Genomic DNA, 18,856 nt, shown 5'->3' with positions numbered 1-18,856 from the left:
GGGGAGCGATCCCCTGAGTTTTTTTAATCCAGCGTAATAGGATAATTTCTTGTTACTGTCATTTTATTGTTATCGACTAACTCAATCGTGACTTTATATTCTCCAGGCTGAGTGCTGGTTTTCTTTAGTGATACATACTGGCTGTTGTTGTTAACGAAGCCTGATGTATCCTTGATTTCTTCATTATCTTTATCCTTCAGATAAACATGGTAGTACAACAATCCGCTACTTTTTAATGTGAATTTAATTTCGGCCTCTCTACCGGGGACATTTTGTTGCACGTTAAAGTCCTCAATGGAAAACTCTGGAAAGTTATCATTATCTTGATAGTCGACGGTAGAAAACCAAGCAAGATAGGGCTTTTGCGTCAAAGAAAACATGGCTGATGAAGGCATAGCTATAAAGAGGGTACAAAGGAAAACAATGGCAGTTATTTTCATGGATGTTACCTGCTAGTTGAGATTAAACGGCATCATCCTTGTTCCATGGACTATTATGGATTCCTCTTTTTGGTCGTCGCGTTTGAGTTCAAGCAGGATCGTGAATCATCTGTATTGGAAATGAAATAGCATAATTTATAACACCGTAGAAATTTTCGAACGGATCTAATACTTTTTTTGATAAAAACTTCATGCTAATCCGCAATGACACGAAATTATCTTATTGAATTTAAACTATTTTAATTTTTTGTCGGCAAATCGCGACAAACCATAAAATGAATGTCTCAAATTGGAGACACTTAATTTATTGATTTACATCGATTTTATTTTATGGGGATTTTGCTGTCGTGATTAAGCGACAAAGAGTCAATGATTGCTAAATTATTGGTTGAGTGCGGTTTTTTATTTTGAGAGTGATAATTATTTTTTTATTTAAAATCAATTAGTTGAATTGAAATTATAAAAGTTGGCACGCAAGCTGCATTATCTTATACAGTTGCTCATTCACCTTTTTATGATAGTCCCGCTGTTAAGCGGAATATGCGCTTCATAAGCCACCGAATGATGCCTAAGACTGGTGCCTATCGTCCACCTAAACCGATATTGTGTGAATGCACATTATCAAACATCGGACGACACGTTGAGTGAGGCACCGCCTATGTCCTGCTGTGATGAACAATTCATCAATATTGGACATGTCTGGATGCTATTCGTCTCATCCTCCCGATGATTGCCTCGGCTTCATCAAACTGGAGACGATTTTTAAGGGCATCCACATATTCTGCGACGGGGCATTTATTGCTCCGTTGTCTCATTCTTAGTTAGCCATTTCGTCACTGTATAACAGGTAGATTTGATAATGATGCTGACGGTTTTGAGCCAAAAAATTCAATTTAAAGCACTTAGCCTCTGGCGAGTGCTTTTTTTTTATCCTCAGCCAAGAGGTCTAAACCTTGCCACATTCCCAATAGATTTCATGATGCGGATAGGTAGTAAGCTTGTCGCCCACCCCCTACCAAGTGGAAGATGACCAGTAATTTGGCATCAGGCATTGTAATCCTGGCAAAGTCAGTTAGCATCACAACAGAATGATAGGTAATGAGATGATTTCGTTGAAAAGATGGCGTTTATTCCCCCGATCTTTACGTCAACTGGTGCTCATGGCATTTCTGTTGGTGCTATTGCCGCTATTGGTACTGGCGTATCAGGCATATCAAAGTTTGGATCACTTGAGCACTCAAGCGGCGGATATTAACCGCACCACGCTGGCAGATGCCCGGCGAAGTGAAGCAATGACCAGTGTGGCACTCGAAATGGAGCGAAGTTACCGCCAATACTGTGTATTAGATGATCCCACATTGGCTACGCTGTACCAGCATCAGCGCAAACAGTATGCGCAAATGCTCGAAGCACATGCATCAATCTTACCGGATGCCCGCTATTACCAAACTCTGCAAGAGCTTCTTACGCAACTTTCTGATATTAAATGTAAAAATAGTGGCCCAGAACAAAATGCCGCAACGCTATTAGAGAAATTTTCTCGCTCTAATGTTGAGATGGTACAAGCCACCCGCGATGTGATTTTCTCTCGTGGTCAGCAGTTGCAAAAAGATATCGCTGAACGTGGGCAATTCTTTGGCTGGCAATCTCTGCTACTGTTTTTAGTAAGTGTGCTATTGGTTGTGCTTTTTACCCGCATGATCATCGGGCCAGTTAAAGGTATTGAGCGAATGATTAATCGCTTGGGGGAAGGGCGCTCGTTAGGTAATACCGCGCTCTTTAAAGGGCCGAGAGAGCTACGCTCGCTGGCACAGCGCATTATTTGGCTTAGCGAACGATTAGCTTGGTTGGAATCACAGCGCCATGAGTTTTTGCGCCATATCTCCCACGAATTAAAAACCCCATTAGCGAGTATGCGCGAAGGAACCGAACTGCTGGCTGACGAAGTGGCGGGGCCATTAACCCAAGACCAAAAAGAAGTGGTGGCTATCCTCGATAATAGCAGCCGCCACTTGCAACTGTTGATTGAGCAATTGCTGGACTATAACCGTAAATTAGCGGATGGGCCTGGTGAGCTTGAAAATGTTGAATTGCCTAACATGGTTGAAGAGGTGATTGCTGCGCACAGTTTACCGGCAAGAGCCAAGATGATCCGTACCGAGCAAGATTTGCAGGCGGACATTTGTTGGGCGGATCCGACATTATTAATGCGGGTATTAGATAATCTCTACTCCAATGCGGTGCACTATGGCGAGGAATCCGGTACCATTTGGATTCGTAGCCGTCAGGTAGATAACCGCGTACAAATTGATATTGCCAATACCGGAGCACCGATCCCGAACTCAGAAGAGACAATGATCTTTGAGCCTTTTTTCCAGGGGAGCCATCAGCGGAAAGGGGCCGTCAAAGGCAGTGGATTAGGATTGAGTATTGCTCAGGACTGCATCAGAAGGATGCAGGGCGATTTGCAACTGGTGTCAGTGGATTACGCCGCAGTCTGTTTCCGTGTTGAATTGCCATTAACTGCCGAGAATGAATAAATAATGTACAAATGGTCGATGAGTCGCATCATTAAAAAGACCGCCTTTTTATCACGCCCGACACCCGCTACGGCAGCGATGCCTGCTGGTAGCCTTGGTTCGGGTATTTTTTGGCGAGCCTTATTGCTGGCCCCACTTTTACTCACAGGGTGTACGGATAACCCAGCAAGCAGCCGCTTTTCGCAAGCGGTTCAAATGGTTATCCCTGAGACGAAAATCGTAGATTATCGTACGTTACCTTGTGATGTGCTGTGGGGTCTTGAAGATAAAGAGACGTTGGAAAACTCACTTTACTGGTTGCGTGCGATGGATTGCGCTGAGCGTTTAGGCTCTACGCAGGCTCGTGCGTTAGCCAAAGCATTACCGGTCACTACGTGGTCCACGGCCTTTAAGCAGGGGATTTTAATCAGTAGCGCCGAGCCATCCATTGCAGAGCGGCGTCAGGTGGTTGAGCGTCTGAACAGTTTCAGTCAAACCATCCCTGGCGCTGTGCGCCCATTGATTCAGTTGTGGCGTGAGCAACAAGTTTTACGCATCTCTCTTGCTGAAGAGCGCACCCGTTATCAGCGTTTACAAGACGAATCGGATACACAGATTGACCGTCTGCGGGAAAGCCAAGTTCGGTTGCAATACAACTTATTGGATACCACCCGTAAGTTGGAAAACTTGACCGACATTGAACGGCAGCTTTCATCGCGCAAACAGTTGCAAAATGAAATTCCGGAAACAGACACCGACAGCAAACCTGCGGTAGCCGCACCTAAGCCGGCGGAAGTTCAACCTCAGCCAGCAGCGCCGGTAGAGGTGAAACCCGCAGAAGCTAAGCCGGTAGAAACGAAGCCAGTAGAATCTAAACCGGTGCAAACTAAGCCAGCAGAAACGAAACCTGCTGAGGCTAAACCGGCAGAAACGAAGCCAACAGAGACGAAACCTGCTGAGGCCAAACCGGCAGAAGCTAAGCCTACAGAAACGAAGCCTGCGGAAGCAAAACCTGCTGAGGCTAAACCAGCAGAAACTAAGCCAGTAGAGACGGAATCTGTAACACCTCAATCAGCTCCGCCAGTGGTGCCACCTGCTGATGTCTCTCCTGCAACAAATAAGGAATCCCATGACGCAACGCAAACCGGCCAATCTACTGCTGGTTGATGACGATCCCAGCTTGCTCAAGCTGTTGGGGATGCGGTTAACCAGTGAAGGTTTTAATGTCACCACCGCTGAGAGCGGTCAGGAAGCATTGCGTCTGTTAATGCGTGAGAAGATTGATCTGGTTATCAGTGATTTGCGGATGGATGAAATGGATGGCATGGCGCTATTTGTTGAGATCCAGAAGCATCAACCCGGTATGCCAGTGATTATCCTGACAGCCCACGGTTCCATTCCTGATGCTGTTGCTGCGACTCAACAAGGGGTGTTTAGCTTCCTAACCAAGCCCGTTGATCGTGACGCCTTATATAAAGCAATCGATGCTGCTTTGGAGCTTTCTATTCCTGCCGGTGATGATTCTTGGCGCGAAGAGATAGTGACCCGCAGTCCAGTGATGCTACGCCTGTTAGAGCAAGCCAAAATGGTGGCGCAATCCGACGTCAGTGTGCTGATAAACGGGCAAAGTGGTACTGGTAAAGAAGTCTTGGCACAAGCGATCCATGCCGCCAGTCCGCGAGCGAAAAAAGCCTTTATCGCCATTAACTGCGGTGCGTTACCCGAACAGTTACTCGAATCTGAACTTTTTGGCCACGCCAAGGGGGCATTTACGGGGGCGGTCAGTAGCCGAGAGGGGCTGTTCCAAGCCGCAGAAGGCGGCACGTTGTTCTTGGACGAAATCGGCGATATGCCATTGTCTTTGCAGGTAAAACTGTTGCGTGTGCTACAAGAACGTAAGGTGCGCCCGCTGGGCAGTAATCGTGATTTAAGCATTGATGTCCGAGTGATCTCGGCCACTCACCGTGACTTGCCAAAAGCCATGGCGAAAAATGAATTCCGTGAAGATCTCTACTATCGTTTGAATGTCGTGAATCTGAAAATCCCTGCGCTACATGAGCGCTCAGAAGATATCCCGCTGTTGGCGAATCATTTGCTACGGGAATCTGCCAAACGGCATAAACCTTTTGTCCGTAGCTTCTCAACTGATGCCATGAAACGGTTAATGACGGCCAGTTGGCCGGGTAACGTACGTCAATTGGTCAACGTCATCGAGCAATGCGTGGCATTAACTTCGGCTCCTGTCATCAGTGAAGCGCTGGTTGAGCAGGCGTTGGAGGGGGAAAACACCGCTTTACCGACCTTTGTAGAAGCGCGTAATCAATTCGAATTGAATTATTTGCGTAAACTGCTGCAAATCACCAAGGGTAATGTGACCCAAGCGGCGCGGATGGCGGGGCGTAACCGCACTGAATTTTATAAATTGTTGTCACGCCATGAACTGGATGCCAATGATTTTAAAGAATAACTGGCAGTAACAGTCATTATTGTTAGTCACTATATCCCTGATATACCCAATAGCAGTTTGAACGATAGCGGGTATGAAACTGATAACTGAGTTTAAATACAATGAGCAGATCACTTTCCGTTGCGTTAGCCCAGTTGAATTGGCTGGTGGGCGATATCGAAGGCAACACTGAACGCATGTTGCAAACCCTCAATGAGCAGCAGAAGGCGGGTGCCGATCTGGTTATGTTCTCTGAGCTGGCTTTGTCCGGTTATCCGCCAGAAGACTTGCTGTATCGCAATGATTTTTATCAGCGCTGTGAAGCCCAATTGGATCGCTTACAAGCCGCTACGCAGCATATTGCGGTGTTGGTGGGGCATCCATGGCGTGAGGCCGGTAACCTGTATAACGCCCTGTCACTGTTTTCTGAGGGGAAATTGCTAGCGCGCTATTTTAAGCAGCAATTGCCTAACTATGGTGTATTCGACGAGAAACGTTATTTCTCTGCCGGACATGACAGTTGTGTCGTTGAGCTGAAAGGCTATCGTCTGGGTTTACTTATTTGTGAAGATTTATGGTTCGACGGCCCCGTTGATGCTGTGAAAGCGGCGGGTGCGGAAGTACTGCTGTCGATCAATGCATCCCCGTATAACCGTGAAAAACCTTATATCCGCAAAACGTTGATGGCAGCACATTGTCAGCGTACCGGTTTACCACTGGTGTACCTCAACCAGATTGGTGGGCAGGATGAGCTGATTTTTGATGGCTGTTCCAAAGTCTTTGATGCGGCAGGTAACTTGACTCATCGTTTAGCGGCATTTGCGGAGCAAACAACGTTACTACAGCTTAATGAATGTGAAGTCGTGCCAATGATGGCACCCGCGGCAGAATTACCGCCTTTGGCGCAAGTCTATGAAGCACTGGTATTAGCCGTGTGCGATTACGTGACTAAAAATGGTTTCAATGGCGCAGTTCTCGGCTTATCTGGCGGGATTGACTCGGCATTAACGCTGGCCATCGCGGTAGATGCATTGGGTAAAGATAAGGTTCAGGCATTAATGATGCCGTTCCGATACACCGCCGATATCAGTATCGCTGACGCCAAAGAAGAAGCCGAAATTTTAGGCATTGAATTCGATGTACTTTCTATTGAACCCATGTTCGATGCTTTTATGGGACAGTTGTCACCGATGTTTGCTGGCACTGCGCGCGATACTACGGAAGAAAACTTGCAAGCGCGTTGCCGTGGCGTGGTGTTGATGGCGTTGTCCAATAAACGCCGCAGCATTGTATTAACCACCGGTAACAAAAGCGAAATGGCCGTGGGCTATGCGACGCTGTACGGTGATATGGCGGGTGGCTTTGATGTGCTGAAAGACGTGCCAAAGACATTGGTATTCAAACTATCGGAATACCGCAACACGGTTTCTTATGTGATCCCGCAGCGAGTGATTACTCGTCCGCCATCAGCAGAATTGGCACCTGATCAGAAAGATGAGGATAGCCTGCCGCCTTATGATATTTTGGACGCCATTCTCGAAGGCTATGTCGAGCAGGATAAGTCCGTGGCCGATTTGGTTGCAGACGGTTTTGATGAAACTATCGTGCGTAAGGTCATCCGCCTGGTAGATATCAATGAATACAAACGGCGTCAGTCTGCGGTCGGGCCACGAATTACTGCCCGCAATTTTGGTAAAGATAGACGCTATCCGATTACATCAGGCTTTGGCCGCAAGAATTGGTAAAACAGGGATTCACCATGAAAAAAATTGACGCGATTATTAAGCCATTCAAACTCGATGACGTGCGTGAAGCGCTGGCCGAGGTGGGTATCACTGGGATGACAGTGACAGAAGTCAAAGGTTTTGGCCGCCAGAAAGGGCATACCGAGCTGTACCGTGGCGCGGAGTATATGGTGGACTTCCTGCCTAAAGTTAAAATTGAGATCGTGGTTGCAGACGATATTGTCGATACCTGTGTCGAAGCGATTATGCAAACCGCTCAGACCGGTAAAATTGGCGATGGCAAAATCTTCGTATTTGATGTTTCCCGCGTAGTGCGTATTCGCACCGGTGAGCAGGACGAAGAAGCGATTTAATCCGCTGCGTATCTGCAATCCAAGAAGATAGCAGCAGACTACTCGTCACAAAAAAGCCCGTTTCGTTGACACGAACGGGCTTTTTTTTATGCTTCAAGAGACACTAACTGCATGATGAACAGCATATCAAGCCGGAACGAACAGCCCTACCCAATAGAACAGATTTAGCACAATACCGGCGATAATCACCGCCACCACAGGAGCCGCAATTTTCATGACTGGGCGGCCAATGGCTTCGTTGAGGAAATAGAGTGCGGTAGTAATGGTAAAACCGGTGTAGCCAGCCATCTTGATTGAAGCGAAAATAGCACCAATGAGCAGTGCGTACTCCATTAATAAGTTCATGGCGTTACGGATGTTATCCGAAGCATTACGTACTGATGGGAAGCGGCCTAGCCACTTGCCGATGGAACGTAGCATCAGTACTTCCAATGAGATAACGATCGCCCCAATGATGCCCGCGAGTAATGGGTTAGGCACCAAATAACCCACCACAAAGACAAAGGTGAAACCCGCGACCGCATAGACGCCCGTTGCCAGTGCTGTGGTGGCAATCAGTGGCACAAAGCCAAGACCGCGCATAAATTCAGCCAATGAGGCTTGATGGATCAGCGCCAATGATTCTTCCGGTGTAATACCCGGTGCATAGGCTTTTGCGAGGGTATAAATCGACACTTCACTGCCGCCGAAGATCTTCATACTCGCTACTGCAGAGATGAGTCCACCGACAACCGCCAGCATGGGGAGGTTTTTAATAATGCGCTGGGTTCGCTCTTCGAAAACAGAGTGCCCACCACCACCCCCGAGATGGGTTTTTGCGCGTAAGTCCTGCGCGATGGCGATGCCAATAAGCAGTATCATGCCGACAAAAATTTCTATGGACTCAGGGAACAGCCCGGTAAAACGGGTAATTAGCAGGCGGGTTAGCAGCACAATAAAGGCTGAGACAATCGCGGTTTTCCAACCAAATTGATAGAAAATCGCCACCAACGGGAACAGGGCGAAAGCTGAAATAACCGGGCTGCTGAGTTCCCCTAACGAGCCGATAAAGTTAACGGGCAATGAGGTCAGCGCGGTGTTGACCGCTGGCAAGCTAGTGAGGGCTAAGATGCCCCAAGCAGCGCCTAGCGCGAAGGCTAAATAGCTGTTGATCGCCAAGACACCGATGATGTCAGTTGGTAAAAACAGTAACCAAGAGTTAAGTAAACCGGTTGAGAGCGTAAATGAAATACCGACCGAGGCGATAAACCCGACGCTTAGGCCGAATGCGATACTGCCTGCTTCGCGGCGAGTCATGTTCCCTTCAACCAATTGCGGCAAAATAGGTCGTATACCGTCATGGAATACGGCGACAGAACGGTGGGAAAGTAGGGCGGTCATCCCTGTCAGCAGAGCGACCACAACAATATGAATATAATCCACGGTGGCCCCTTAGCGCAGTTGCGTAATTAGCAATGGGATTGCATGTTCAATATGTTCGACGGATAAGCCAAAAGCCACTTTACCTTCCGCCACCACTTTTTCTATTTGCTCAGGTTTTGCTTTGATGCCGGGTTTGGCAATTGTCGCGCTTTTGTTATAACCAATAATTGCGATGGCCATTGATAATGCTGCTCCAGCACCGGTATTACAGGCACCGATATAATAATCCAACTGCCCTTCTTTCACTTTGACGGCGGCATCCATGTCCGAGAGAATAAATGTCTCAAAGGTATTCGGTGCCGTCTGCTCAATCATTTCGCGAATTAATTCTCGTTGCAGCCCGGCAATGCCAATCTTCTTCATAATCACTTTCCTTGCGTGGCGAAAAATTTATTAGGATTGTGGCGCAACATCATTTCCACCTGAGCGTGGGAAATCCCTGCGGCCAGTAACATGGGAATAAATGAATCAACTAAATAACTAAATCCGCTGCCCCCATTCGCTTTCAAATGTGACCGGCGGGTGATATCCATCGAGAGCATAACTCTATCCAACAACCCACGCTCTGCTAAGGTGACAAGCATGGCAACCCTGCGTTCATCGGGGAAATAGCTATTTTTACCAATAGTATCGAATTGGACGTACACACCCATATCGATCATTTCTAGAATAAGGTCCGGCTGCTCTTTCAGGTCGCAGTGACCAATAACCACGCGATCTAACGGCACACCATGTTGTTTAAGCAGGGCGATTTGTTGCAAGCCCATGGTGCTGAAACTGGTATGGGTAGAGATGGCGAGGCCAGTTGCATGATGGGTCAGGGCTGCGGCGTGAAAGACTTTTGCTTCGTCAGGGGTAATCACGCCCTCACTGGTACCTATTTCGGCAATCACACCCGCTTTCAGATCCGTACCATCGATCCCTATTTCAATTTCATCAATCATGGTCTGTGCAAGTTGTTGCGCGCTGCTCTCTCGCACCATTGGCGGGTAGAAACTATCGGTATAGTAACCGGTTGAAGCGATGACATTTATGCCACTGTCACGCATCAGATTCAATAAGAATTGAGGGTTTCGGCCCATGTATCGGTTGGTGACTTCAACGATATTCGCGACCCCTTTACTGACTAATTCACGCATTTCGTCACAAATGGGCTGATATTGGTCCAAGCGACAGTCCAGATTATTTTTAAATCCAGATAAATCAATGTGCAGATGCTCGTGAGCGTAGGTATATCCATTAGGATTGATCATCGGGCAGGCTCCGAAGAAAGTAAATATAGGGGCAAATGTTACCCAATATTGACGGTCACTTATCACTGTACGATTGATTTCATTAGTGCTGCTTATGATGGCGGCAACTAATATATCGGCAGATTAATCAATCAGTACAGTAAAAAATCACTTATCCATCATATTGTTCGATAACGTCTATATGAGAACATATTACATCGGCTAACGCATTGGATTGCTGATAATTATCTGGTTTTGCTATGACAGTAGATTACCTCTGCTGTCATAACGACCAAGTAAGCGGGGGTTGCCGCTTTGAATGCCATCAATCAACACCACATCACTGCGGGTAACAAATATCTGAGTCCGAAAACTCATGATAACTGGGCTACCAATAGGGAACTCGTTGGCCAAACACAGGCAGTAATCAATGCTGCTATCATCGAAGGGGAATACCGTACTTTGGCTGAATTGGTTGTTGTGGTAAATCAACGCATTTTTTAAATGGCTACGGCGATAATATCCGCCACCAAAGAAGTAGCTGCGGCCAGAAACATGATGGGAAATCTCAGATAGATAAAGCATGGAGATCTGTTCTGGTTGGTCACCATGTTGATTGGCGGGGATAGTTCCCGTTAAGGCATGGCCGGGTTCGCTGTGCGTTACGCCGAGTTGAGCCATTTGTGGCAACGTGGTGCAACTGGTCGCAGAAGGCGCATTCACCTGTTCAATTTCCACCCCCTCTGCGAGCAAAATATCCCGTGCAGCGAGCAATGTGTGCATATTCGCCGTCGGCAAGGTTTGGCGCGAAGAAGTGTCATAAAGCATACAAGGGAAGTGGGTAATCCCGACTAATCTTACTGCCGGTAATTTGCGAATGGCGGCAATGACTGCGGGCAAATGTGATAATTCAAACCCTGCTTCTTGTCCGGAATACAGTAAGTCGCCTGTCTGACAAACCTTCAACATGAGTGGCTGGGTAATATGCAATTGGTGTGCTGCTTGCGAGATCTCCAGCGCTTTTTCCAGTGAGAAAACAGTAATGACCTCCGGTTGCCTGCGTACTATTTCCGCAACCATACCTGAAGGAGGTTGGACCAAATGACCGACATGAGCGACAGGGATATCGTGATGATAAAGTTGCCGCGCTTCTTTGAAATCAACGGCAACCATGCCTTGGTAGCCTGTCCCCTCGTAACGGCAGGCGAGTAGGCGGCGGCAGAGTTCTGGGTTACGCCCAAATTGCTTACTCATCAAATACAGTTTTATCTGGCTATGATGCGCAGTTTCTAGCAATAAACGAGCATTCGCTTCGGTTTGTTCAACATCAATAACATAGCTATCTGGGCTGATTTTTCCCTGATGCCAGAACGAAATAGCCGCATCAACCAATAAAGTATTTTGCTTTAAAAGTGTTTTTAAAAACATTTGATGTCCTAAGTGATTGAGACATAATTATTTTTGTTAAATTATTATTTTTTTGAATATTTAATAAGAAAAAAATCTGGTGTTGTATTTTAATAACAGCCCCGTATAAATCATTAACGCAGTGGTGGCAAGTCACTTGAAAGGTATAGACCGTATATGTTCGCGAGTAAATACCCAATTTCACTTTCTGCAGGCTTTAGTGAAAAAAATGCCAATAAATCCTGATTAATTTCACGAATATAGTGAATATGTTCGTTTTGAATAATCTCTGCAAGAATCACTGGGTCTAATGCATTGATCGCTTCACCACGGCGGGTACGCATCAATGCATTTGCCATGTGAGTTATCGCCATCGCTCCTTGATCGGTGTGAACGGGTAGCCGCCAAAAGTGCTCTAATCGCTTGATAACCTGATCCAGGCCTTGGCCAATATCGGCATCGATAACCCCTGACTGACAAAGAATATTAAGCCGCGGATCAATACAAATCTCCAATGAATTCGCCTCATTGAAACAACAGGTTAGATTTCCATTAACAGCGCGAGACTAATAGCGAGGTTCTATCTCACCCTTTTGTACTGCCCGCTGATGACTAAGCAATAATGTCTCATTAATCCCTTTTTCCAAGAGTAACTTAATGGGATGGTTATCTGGCCGGATCAGAATGACGGCTTGTGAAGCTTGAATATAACGCTCATCGCCTTGTAGTTTGAGTGCTTGTAAATGTTCATGGGGAACATCGTCAGCCAAGTTCCAAATGGCAGCATCAATATCGCCACGATTAATGTGCGTGATACAGTCGCTATAAGGTAACTCGACCAACTCGATAGGCTGCCCAGCAAATTTAATTTCAGTCAGTAAGCATTGATCGGGTGAACGTGGGTCTAATCCGACTCGACGAATATTGTGCTGTTCACCACGACGGCAAATAAGCTGGTGGCCATCCACATAGGAACCATTTCCCAGATTTAATGCGAGTGCCACTTTCCCTTGAGCCAGATAACTTTTCGCCGCCAAATGCGATACCACAGCCATATCATAAACACCGTCTATCAGGCATTCGATACGAACTTCAGCTCCACGCATATGTGCGAAATAAAGAGGGAGTAAGGTAAATTGTTCCCTTAAGCCACTGGCTAGACCTTCATAAAGTTTGGTATAGGGCAGCGGCATGGCACAGACCATATTTCCCAAATCAGCCTGCTGTAATAACAGTGGCATATTCAGATCAACTAGCAAGGTGCCATTACGGCCACGACGCTCAACGATGATAGCCCCATCGGCTTCCAACACTTTTAATGCGTGCTGCACCACACCGACAGAAATACTAAAATCTTCGGATAATTCATCGATGGTTTTAAGCCGATTGCCGGGACGCTCACCAATTAAATAGCGCGCCATAGAGACTAATGCCAACCCTTCTTTTTTTATGAATTTCTTACTCATGGTAGGTTAATTCAGCCTTAATTTACCCAGCGTTGCTGGGAATAAATAGAAAGGGAAATTTTAGCCACATTAATAATATTTAGTTATATCAATATTGAGACAATCATTCGAATCTCTCATCGTGGCAATTTCGAGTAAGGATATATGAGATCTAAATCACGTTCTACCACATTTAAGGAGAATAATTAGAAGGGAACTGGGGGTCTAAATAGGTGAAAGGCCGGATGGCCTCTCACGATATATAATATTCAATAATTAAATGACTTTATGCGGACCGAAGCATTCATAATGAATTCTGTCGGATGAGACCCCTTGCGCCAATAATTGACGTCCTGCAAATTGCATAAATCCCAGCGGCCCACAGAAGTAATAATGTCGGTTAGGTTCTGCTGCTAAACCCTCAAATGCACCTAGGTCCATTAGCCCTTCGCTATGGTAATCCACCCCTTTATTATCGCTCGCTATAGGTTCGCGGTACCACACGTGGTGGCTGAGATTCGCCATATTCTCTGCAATAGCGGTCACTTCATTGGCAAATGCATGCACACGGCCGTTTTCTGCGGCATGTAACCAATGTATCGGGGCAGAATGTTGCTGATCATGTAACGTATTGAGCATACTTAGCATTGGGGTCTGACCGACACCTGCAGAAATCAATGCCACGGGGGTATCCGGTGTGATATCCAAGAAGAAATCACCGCGAGGGGGCGCGATACGTACGATATCGCCTTCATTCAACTGTTGGTGCAGATAATTAGAAACCGTGCCTTGTTCCTCACGTTTAACGGCAATGCGATATGTCTTCCCGTTAGGGGCTGCGGTCAGTGAGTATTGACGAATTTCTTGATATTCGAGCTGCTCGTCTTCGATGTAAAGACCTAAATATTGGCCCGGTTTGAAATCGACGACTCGGCCCCCATCTTCAGGCGCTAATACGAAGCTGCAAATTACGTCACTCTGCATCTCTTTTTTAATGATGCTAAAGCGGCGCAAGGTCCGCCAACCGCCAGTGCTGGTTTCACTCTGCTGGTAAATCTGACTTTCTCGCTGAATAAACACCTCAGCCAATACACCGTAAGCTTTACCCCAAGCATCTAATACTTCTTCACCTGGAGAGAACATTTCATCTAGCGTACTGATCAGGTGATGGCCGACTATCGCATAGTGCTCAGGTTGAATGTTCAGGCTGGTATGTTTCTGTGCGATACGTTCAACAGCGGGTAGCAAAGCCGCCAAATTATCGATATTTGCCGCATAAGCGCAAAGGGCGTTAAAAAGCGCTTCACGCTGGTCACCATTCACTTGATTGCTCATGTTGAAGATGTGTTTTAGCTCAGGATTATGTTCGAACATGCGATCATAGAAATGCGCAGTCAGTTTGGGGCCAGTAGCAGCAAGTAGCGGAATGGTAGATTGAACGGTAGCGATGGTTTGGTGGTCCAGCATGGTGACTCCTTGGTCGTTTGATCCCTTGGTATTTGTCATGAAACTGCCAAATAACGTTGGGTATTATTATATGCACGCCAATACATGCATTTAATATGCATCTTATAATTTGCATGCTGATTTGTAAATGCACTTTCTTTATGTGGGGGATTGTTGTGGCGAGTCAGTTCACAGAATATGAAAAAATCACATAATGAATATGAGGATAATTCCCTTGCCGTGAATGAACCCATAACAGCTCAAAGCCTTACGCTATCAGTAGCCAATCGTTTGCGTAAAAACCTCTGTCAAGACCTATCATCACAAGGGGGAAACAGTTTACACTGTGTGCCAGAACCCGAACGGGTGACCTTCAAGGTATATTTTGCTAGCTAAGTCAGGAGAGCCGGATGTTAAAGCGTGAAATGAACATTGCCGATTATGATGCAGATTTATGGCGTGCAATGGAGCAAGAAGTGGTGCGCCAGGAAGAGCACATCGAACTCATTGCGTCTGAGAACTATACCAGCCCGCGTGTTATGCAGGCGCAGGGTTCTCAGTTAACGAACAAGTATGCTGAAGGCTATCCGGGCAAGCGTTACTACGGTGGTTGTGAGTATGTTGATGTTGTTGAACAACTGGCCATTGACCGTGCTAAAGAGCTGTTCGGCGCAGATTACGCTAACGTTCAGCCACACTCCGGTTCACAAGCTAACGTCGCGGTCTACTCTGCCTTGCTACAACCAGGTGATACCGTGCTGGGGATGAATCTGGCACATGGCGGCCATTTGACTCACGGTTCGCCGGTTAACTTCTCCGGCAAGCTTTACAATATCGTGCCTTACGGCATCGACGAATCTGGTCAGATTGATTACGACGATTTGGCGCGTCAGGCAGAAAAACATCAACCAAAAATGATTATCGGCGGCTTCTCTGCTTATTCTGGGATCGTTGATTGGGCAAAAATGCGTGAAATCGCAGACAGCATCGATGCATGGCTGTTCGTCGATATGGCTCACGTAGCTGGTTTGGTTGCTGCCGGTGTTTACCCGAACCCGGTTCCTCATGCGCATATCGTGACCACGACCACGCACAAAACGCTGGCTGGCCCACGCGGTGGCTTGATTTTGGCGAAAGGTGGTGATGAAGATCTGTACAAAAGACTGAATTCATCTGTATTCCCTGGTAATCAGGGTGGCCCATTGATGCATGTTATCGCGGGTAAAGCGGTCGCGTTGAAAGAAGCCATGGAGCCTGAGTTCAAGATTTACCAGCAGCAAGTGGCTAAAAACGCCAAAGCCATGGTGTCTGTGTTCCTGGAGCGTGGTTACAAAGTCGTTTCTGGCGGTACTGAAAACCACCTGTTCTTGCTTGATTTGGTGGATAAAGACATCACCGGCAAAGATGCTGATGCTGCTTTAGGCCGCGCCAACATTACAGTGAACAAAAACAGCGTGCCGAATGATCCGAAAAGTCCGTTCGTGACTTCAGGTGTGCGTATTGGTAGCCCTGCGATTACTCGCCGTGGCTTCAAAGAAGCTGAATCTCGCGAATTGGCTGGCTGGATGTGTGATGTGTTAGACAACATCAACGATGAAGCCACTATTGAGCGTGTGAAGCAAAAAGTTTTGGCAATCTGCGCCCGCTTACCGGTTTACGCATAATTTCGTCAGATTAGCTTTAGCTGAATAAAAACCCGCAAAATGCGGGTTTTTTTATTTTTTTTCAGTTAACCGAAGCCATTGCACAATGCGCGGCTGAGCGCAGGGCTTGTCCGTATTTTGTCACTCTTGCAGCCTAAGTGTGAACTCAATCTCAAACTCTATGTTTGTAGTACGGCAGAGTTGCTAGCCGACGGGGCCTCTGTCACAGTGACGGCTGACCTCGGAGGGATTCATGGTATTACAATCAACACGCTGGCTGTCGCTCAGCTATTTCACCTATTTCTTTTCATATGGCATTTTCCTGCCTTTTTGGGGCATTTGGTTGCAAGGTGAAGGGATACCGCCTGAAACCATCGGGATTTTGTTGGGGGCAGGCTTAATTGCACGCTTCCTTGGTAGTCTGCTGATTGCCCCCAGCGTGAAAGATCCCTCTCATCTGGTCACCGCGATGCGAATCTTGGCACTGCTGGCGTTAGTCTTTGTCGTCGGTTTTTGTTTTGGTCATGGCTGGGCATGGTTAATGTTGGTGATTGCCGGTTTTAACCTATTTTTTGGCCCACTAGTACCGTTAACAGACGCATTAGCGGCTACTTGGCAAAAGCAGATCACCATGGATTACGGCAAAGTTCGGCTGTGGGGATCGTTGGCTTTTGTGATTGGTTCGGCATTAACCGGCAAATTAGTCTCTGTTTGGGGCCATCCAGCCATTCTCTATAGTTTGATTTTCGGTGTTTCAGCCATGTTGTTAGGCGCTTTACTGAAACCGAATGTCATGCCTCAAGGAGAGGTGAGGCACCGGAATGTCGCGGCCACGAGCTGGAAGAAGTTACTGTCTGATTCGCAAGTATGGCGCTTTTTACTTTGCGTGACTTTGTTGCAAGGCGCACATGCCGGTTATTACAGTTTCAGCTCGATATATTGGAATGAGGCGGGGTATTCTGCCGCAACTATCGGCTATTTATGGTCGTTGGGTGTCGTGGCTGAGATTCTGGTGTTCGCGTTCAGCAATGTGCTGTTTCGCCGCTGGACTGCACGCGGTCTACTGCTACTTTCTGCCATCTCTGGGATTATTCGTTGGAGCTTGATGGCTTCAACCACAGAACTCCCTTGGCTTATTTTCATTCAAATCTTGCATTGTGGCTCCTTTACCGTCTGCCATTTAGCGGCAATGCGGTTTATTGCGGCGCGACATGGTTCAGATGTGATCCGCCTGCAGTCAGTTTATTCTGCGCTGGCAATGGGAGGCGGGATTGCGGTGATGACTATCATTTCTGGCTTCTTATTCGAACATTATCAGGGCGGTGTATTTTGGGTGATGGCTTTGGTGGCGGTTCCTGCACTGTTTATCCGGCCTCGGGTCGTAGCGAGTTAGAGTGAAACCACCGGTTAAGGCAATTCTAATATATGGCGCAATTGCTTGTTTTGTTTTGTACTCAGCGGCAATTGCACCTGAATAAGTGACGGTGTTGATGCCGATTGCTGCACAGCATACGGCGTCAATACCACGGCTGTACCGGCAGGCGCGCCGGATTGCAGATAGACGTCATGGGGCAAATATTTAATGTGCAACGGCAGCAGGGTTAGCTCACGTACCTGCTGCTCCAGTTGTTCTTCTAGTGCTGGATTGTTCTGCGTTAACAGCAAAATCTGTTTTTCCTGTAATGCATTATCCTGCATTAGACAGGCACCAAAGCTAATCGCGATCAGGCCCACTTCATCGGTAGAAAATTGAATTTGATATTCTTGTTCAAAAGGAACAAGCGCTTGCTGGGTGGTTCGCAGCAACAGAGGGTACTTACGAATGACCTCGTCCAGCAATGAGTTATCAATACCGATATTGAAATAACAGCGCTCAATGGCCGGCGCAAGGTGGGCGAAAAGCTGGCTGACTAATGTCTCACTATTGCTCAAGGTCATCGCTGAATACTGCTGAAAATCCTCAACCAACCGATGAATAGCGTTGATCAAACGGATATCTTCCGTTGATCTCGTCGTGTGGTAGCTGTGCGCTTTTATCATCGTCAACATCAGGATCAGAATATCTCGCTCAATGATATCCAGCGGTTGGCCCGCTAACGGATGGCCTAGTAATGGGTTAAAGGCATCATACAAACTATCAGCCGCCGATAACGCAGGTTTACATTTTAGCCACTGCTGCTGAATGAGAGTGAGTTCTGGTGGGGGCTGCTGAAGGTTTTCCCAAGCGCAATAGGCCAGATACAACTGTAAAAACTGGCGATCTTTGTCATTGAGTTGACGATTAAGGTGAGGTTCACACTGACTAATGATTTGCGGCAAATGCTGCGATAGGACTGAGTTATCCCAAGATAATGCTTCAAACAAGCTAGGGCTAAACTGATTCTCAACGAAATGCGGGCAATACCGCAATCCACGTCGTAGCCAATGAATCAAGCAAAGCCTTTTATCAAGATGGTTGCCCTGAATGAGGAAGTACTCATTGTTATCAGTACTGATGTGCAAATGGTAGAAACGCTGGATTTCACTTGCAACCTCAGCTATATCTTGCCGGGTAATGGATGGCTCGACGCCATTCAGTTGGCTGATGCTCTTCAGTTCTACTCTGCGCGCAGGCATAAACATCATCAGCACCATATGGCAGCGTCGTTGCTGGCCAGATAGCGGTTGACTTGAGAACTGAGATTCAGAGGAAGTGTCTACGCGCATATAACATTCCATGATGGATGTGCCGTTATTCATCAGGTTTAAGCATAGCAAA

Annotated in this window: 16 protein-coding genes; 7 read left to right on the top strand and 9 right to left on the bottom strand. The window is 46.9% G+C overall.

The window, feature by feature from the left end; all coding sequences use genetic code 11:
* Positions 1-23 precede the first annotated feature (23 nt).
* Positions 24-440, bottom strand: coding sequence for a hypothetical protein (locus tag BN68_RS16125; protein WP_019212201.1), 417 nt, complete (start codon positions 438-440; stop codon positions 24-26).
* 1,103 nt (positions 441-1,543) lie between these two features.
* Here BN68_RS16125 and BN68_RS16120 point away from each other — a divergent pair.
* The 5 genes from BN68_RS16120 (at position 1,544) to glnB (ending at position 7,503) form a co-directional block, all read left to right on the top strand.
* The gene (locus BN68_RS16120) at positions 1,544-2,980 is read left to right on the top strand and encodes a sensor histidine kinase (RefSeq protein ID WP_019212200.1); all 1,437 of its coding nucleotides are present in this window, start codon (positions 1,544-1,546) and stop codon (positions 2,978-2,980) included.
* An 18-nt stretch (positions 2,981-2,998) separates the two neighbouring features.
* Positions 2,999-4,126, top strand: coding sequence for a two-component system QseEF-associated lipoprotein QseG (gene qseG / locus BN68_RS16115; protein WP_186375634.1), 1,128 nt, complete (start codon positions 2,999-3,001; stop codon positions 4,124-4,126).
* Positions 4,089-5,426 (top strand): two-component system response regulator GlrR, encoded by a 1,338-nt coding sequence (glrR, locus tag BN68_RS16110; RefSeq protein ID WP_019212198.1) that lies wholly within the window; start codon positions 4,089-4,091, stop codon positions 5,424-5,426. The genes qseG and glrR overlap by 38 nt, the downstream gene beginning before the upstream one ends.
* Before the next feature lie 101 nt (positions 5,427-5,527).
* Positions 5,528-7,150, top strand: coding sequence for an NAD+ synthase (locus BN68_RS16105; protein WP_019212197.1), 1,623 nt, complete (start codon positions 5,528-5,530; stop codon positions 7,148-7,150).
* A gap of 14 nt (positions 7,151-7,164) precedes the next feature.
* Positions 7,165-7,503: a nitrogen regulatory protein P-II gene (gene glnB, locus BN68_RS16100; protein WP_002231018.1), complete on the top strand. Its 339-nt coding sequence runs from the start codon at positions 7,165-7,167 to the stop codon at positions 7,501-7,503.
* Positions 7,504-7,629: 126 nt separating this feature from the next.
* On the opposite strand, the gene BN68_RS16095 is transcribed toward glnB, so the two are convergent.
* The 7 genes from BN68_RS16095 to hmpA form a co-directional block, all read right to left on the bottom strand.
* Positions 7,630-8,925: a YhfT family protein gene (locus tag BN68_RS16095; RefSeq protein WP_019212196.1), complete on the bottom strand. Its 1,296-nt coding sequence runs from the start codon at positions 8,923-8,925 to the stop codon at positions 7,630-7,632.
* Positions 8,926-8,934: 9 nt separating this feature from the next.
* Positions 8,935-9,288: a DUF2620 domain-containing protein gene (locus BN68_RS16090; RefSeq protein ID WP_004874640.1), complete on the bottom strand. Its 354-nt coding sequence runs from the start codon at positions 9,286-9,288 to the stop codon at positions 8,935-8,937.
* Positions 9,289-9,290: 2 nt separating this feature from the next.
* A complete protein-coding gene (locus tag BN68_RS16085) occupies positions 9,291-10,178 on the bottom strand; it encodes a phosphotriesterase-related protein (RefSeq protein ID WP_019212195.1) in 888 nt (295 codons plus the stop codon).
* A 237-nt stretch (positions 10,179-10,415) separates the two neighbouring features.
* A complete protein-coding gene (locus BN68_RS16080) occupies positions 10,416-11,585 on the bottom strand; it encodes a YhfX family PLP-dependent enzyme (RefSeq protein WP_019212194.1) in 1,170 nt (389 codons plus the stop codon).
* Between the two features lie 113 nt (positions 11,586-11,698).
* Positions 11,699-12,079: a PRD domain-containing protein gene (locus BN68_RS16075; protein WP_019212193.1), complete on the bottom strand. Its 381-nt coding sequence runs from the start codon at positions 12,077-12,079 to the stop codon at positions 11,699-11,701.
* Between the two features lie 51 nt (positions 12,080-12,130).
* Positions 12,131-13,030, bottom strand: coding sequence for a GntR family transcriptional regulator YhfZ (yhfZ, locus tag BN68_RS16070; protein WP_019212192.1), 900 nt, complete (start codon positions 13,028-13,030; stop codon positions 12,131-12,133).
* A gap of 255 nt (positions 13,031-13,285) precedes the next feature.
* A complete protein-coding gene (gene hmpA, locus BN68_RS16065) occupies positions 13,286-14,476 on the bottom strand; it encodes an NO-inducible flavohemoprotein (protein WP_019212191.1) in 1,191 nt (396 codons plus the stop codon).
* Positions 14,477-14,865: 389 nt separating this feature from the next.
* On the opposite strand from hmpA, the gene glyA reads away from it, so the two are divergent.
* Together glyA and BN68_RS16055 are read left to right on the top strand one after the other, a co-directional pair.
* The gene (glyA, locus tag BN68_RS16060; RefSeq protein ID WP_019212190.1) at positions 14,866-16,119 is read left to right on the top strand and encodes a serine hydroxymethyltransferase; all 1,254 of its coding nucleotides are present in this window, start codon (positions 14,866-14,868) and stop codon (positions 16,117-16,119) included.
* A gap of 232 nt (positions 16,120-16,351) precedes the next feature.
* A complete protein-coding gene (locus BN68_RS16055) occupies positions 16,352-17,491 on the top strand; it encodes a 3-phenylpropionate MFS transporter (protein WP_019212189.1) in 1,140 nt (379 codons plus the stop codon).
* Between the two features lie 14 nt (positions 17,492-17,505).
* On the opposite strand, the gene csiE is transcribed toward BN68_RS16055, so the two are convergent.
* Entirely contained in the window at positions 17,506-18,804 is a 1,299-nt protein-coding gene (csiE, locus tag BN68_RS16050) for a stationary phase inducible protein CsiE (RefSeq protein ID WP_019212188.1), read from the bottom strand.
* Between the last annotated feature and the right edge of the window lie 52 nt (positions 18,805-18,856).

It is taken from the genome of Yersinia massiliensis CCUG 53443 (assembly GCF_000312485.1).
Lineage (GTDB): Bacteria > Pseudomonadota > Gammaproteobacteria > Enterobacterales > Enterobacteriaceae > Yersinia > Yersinia massiliensis.
The sequence above is the reverse complement of the archived record's forward strand: the minus strand, read 5'-3'. Positions and strand labels throughout refer to the sequence as shown.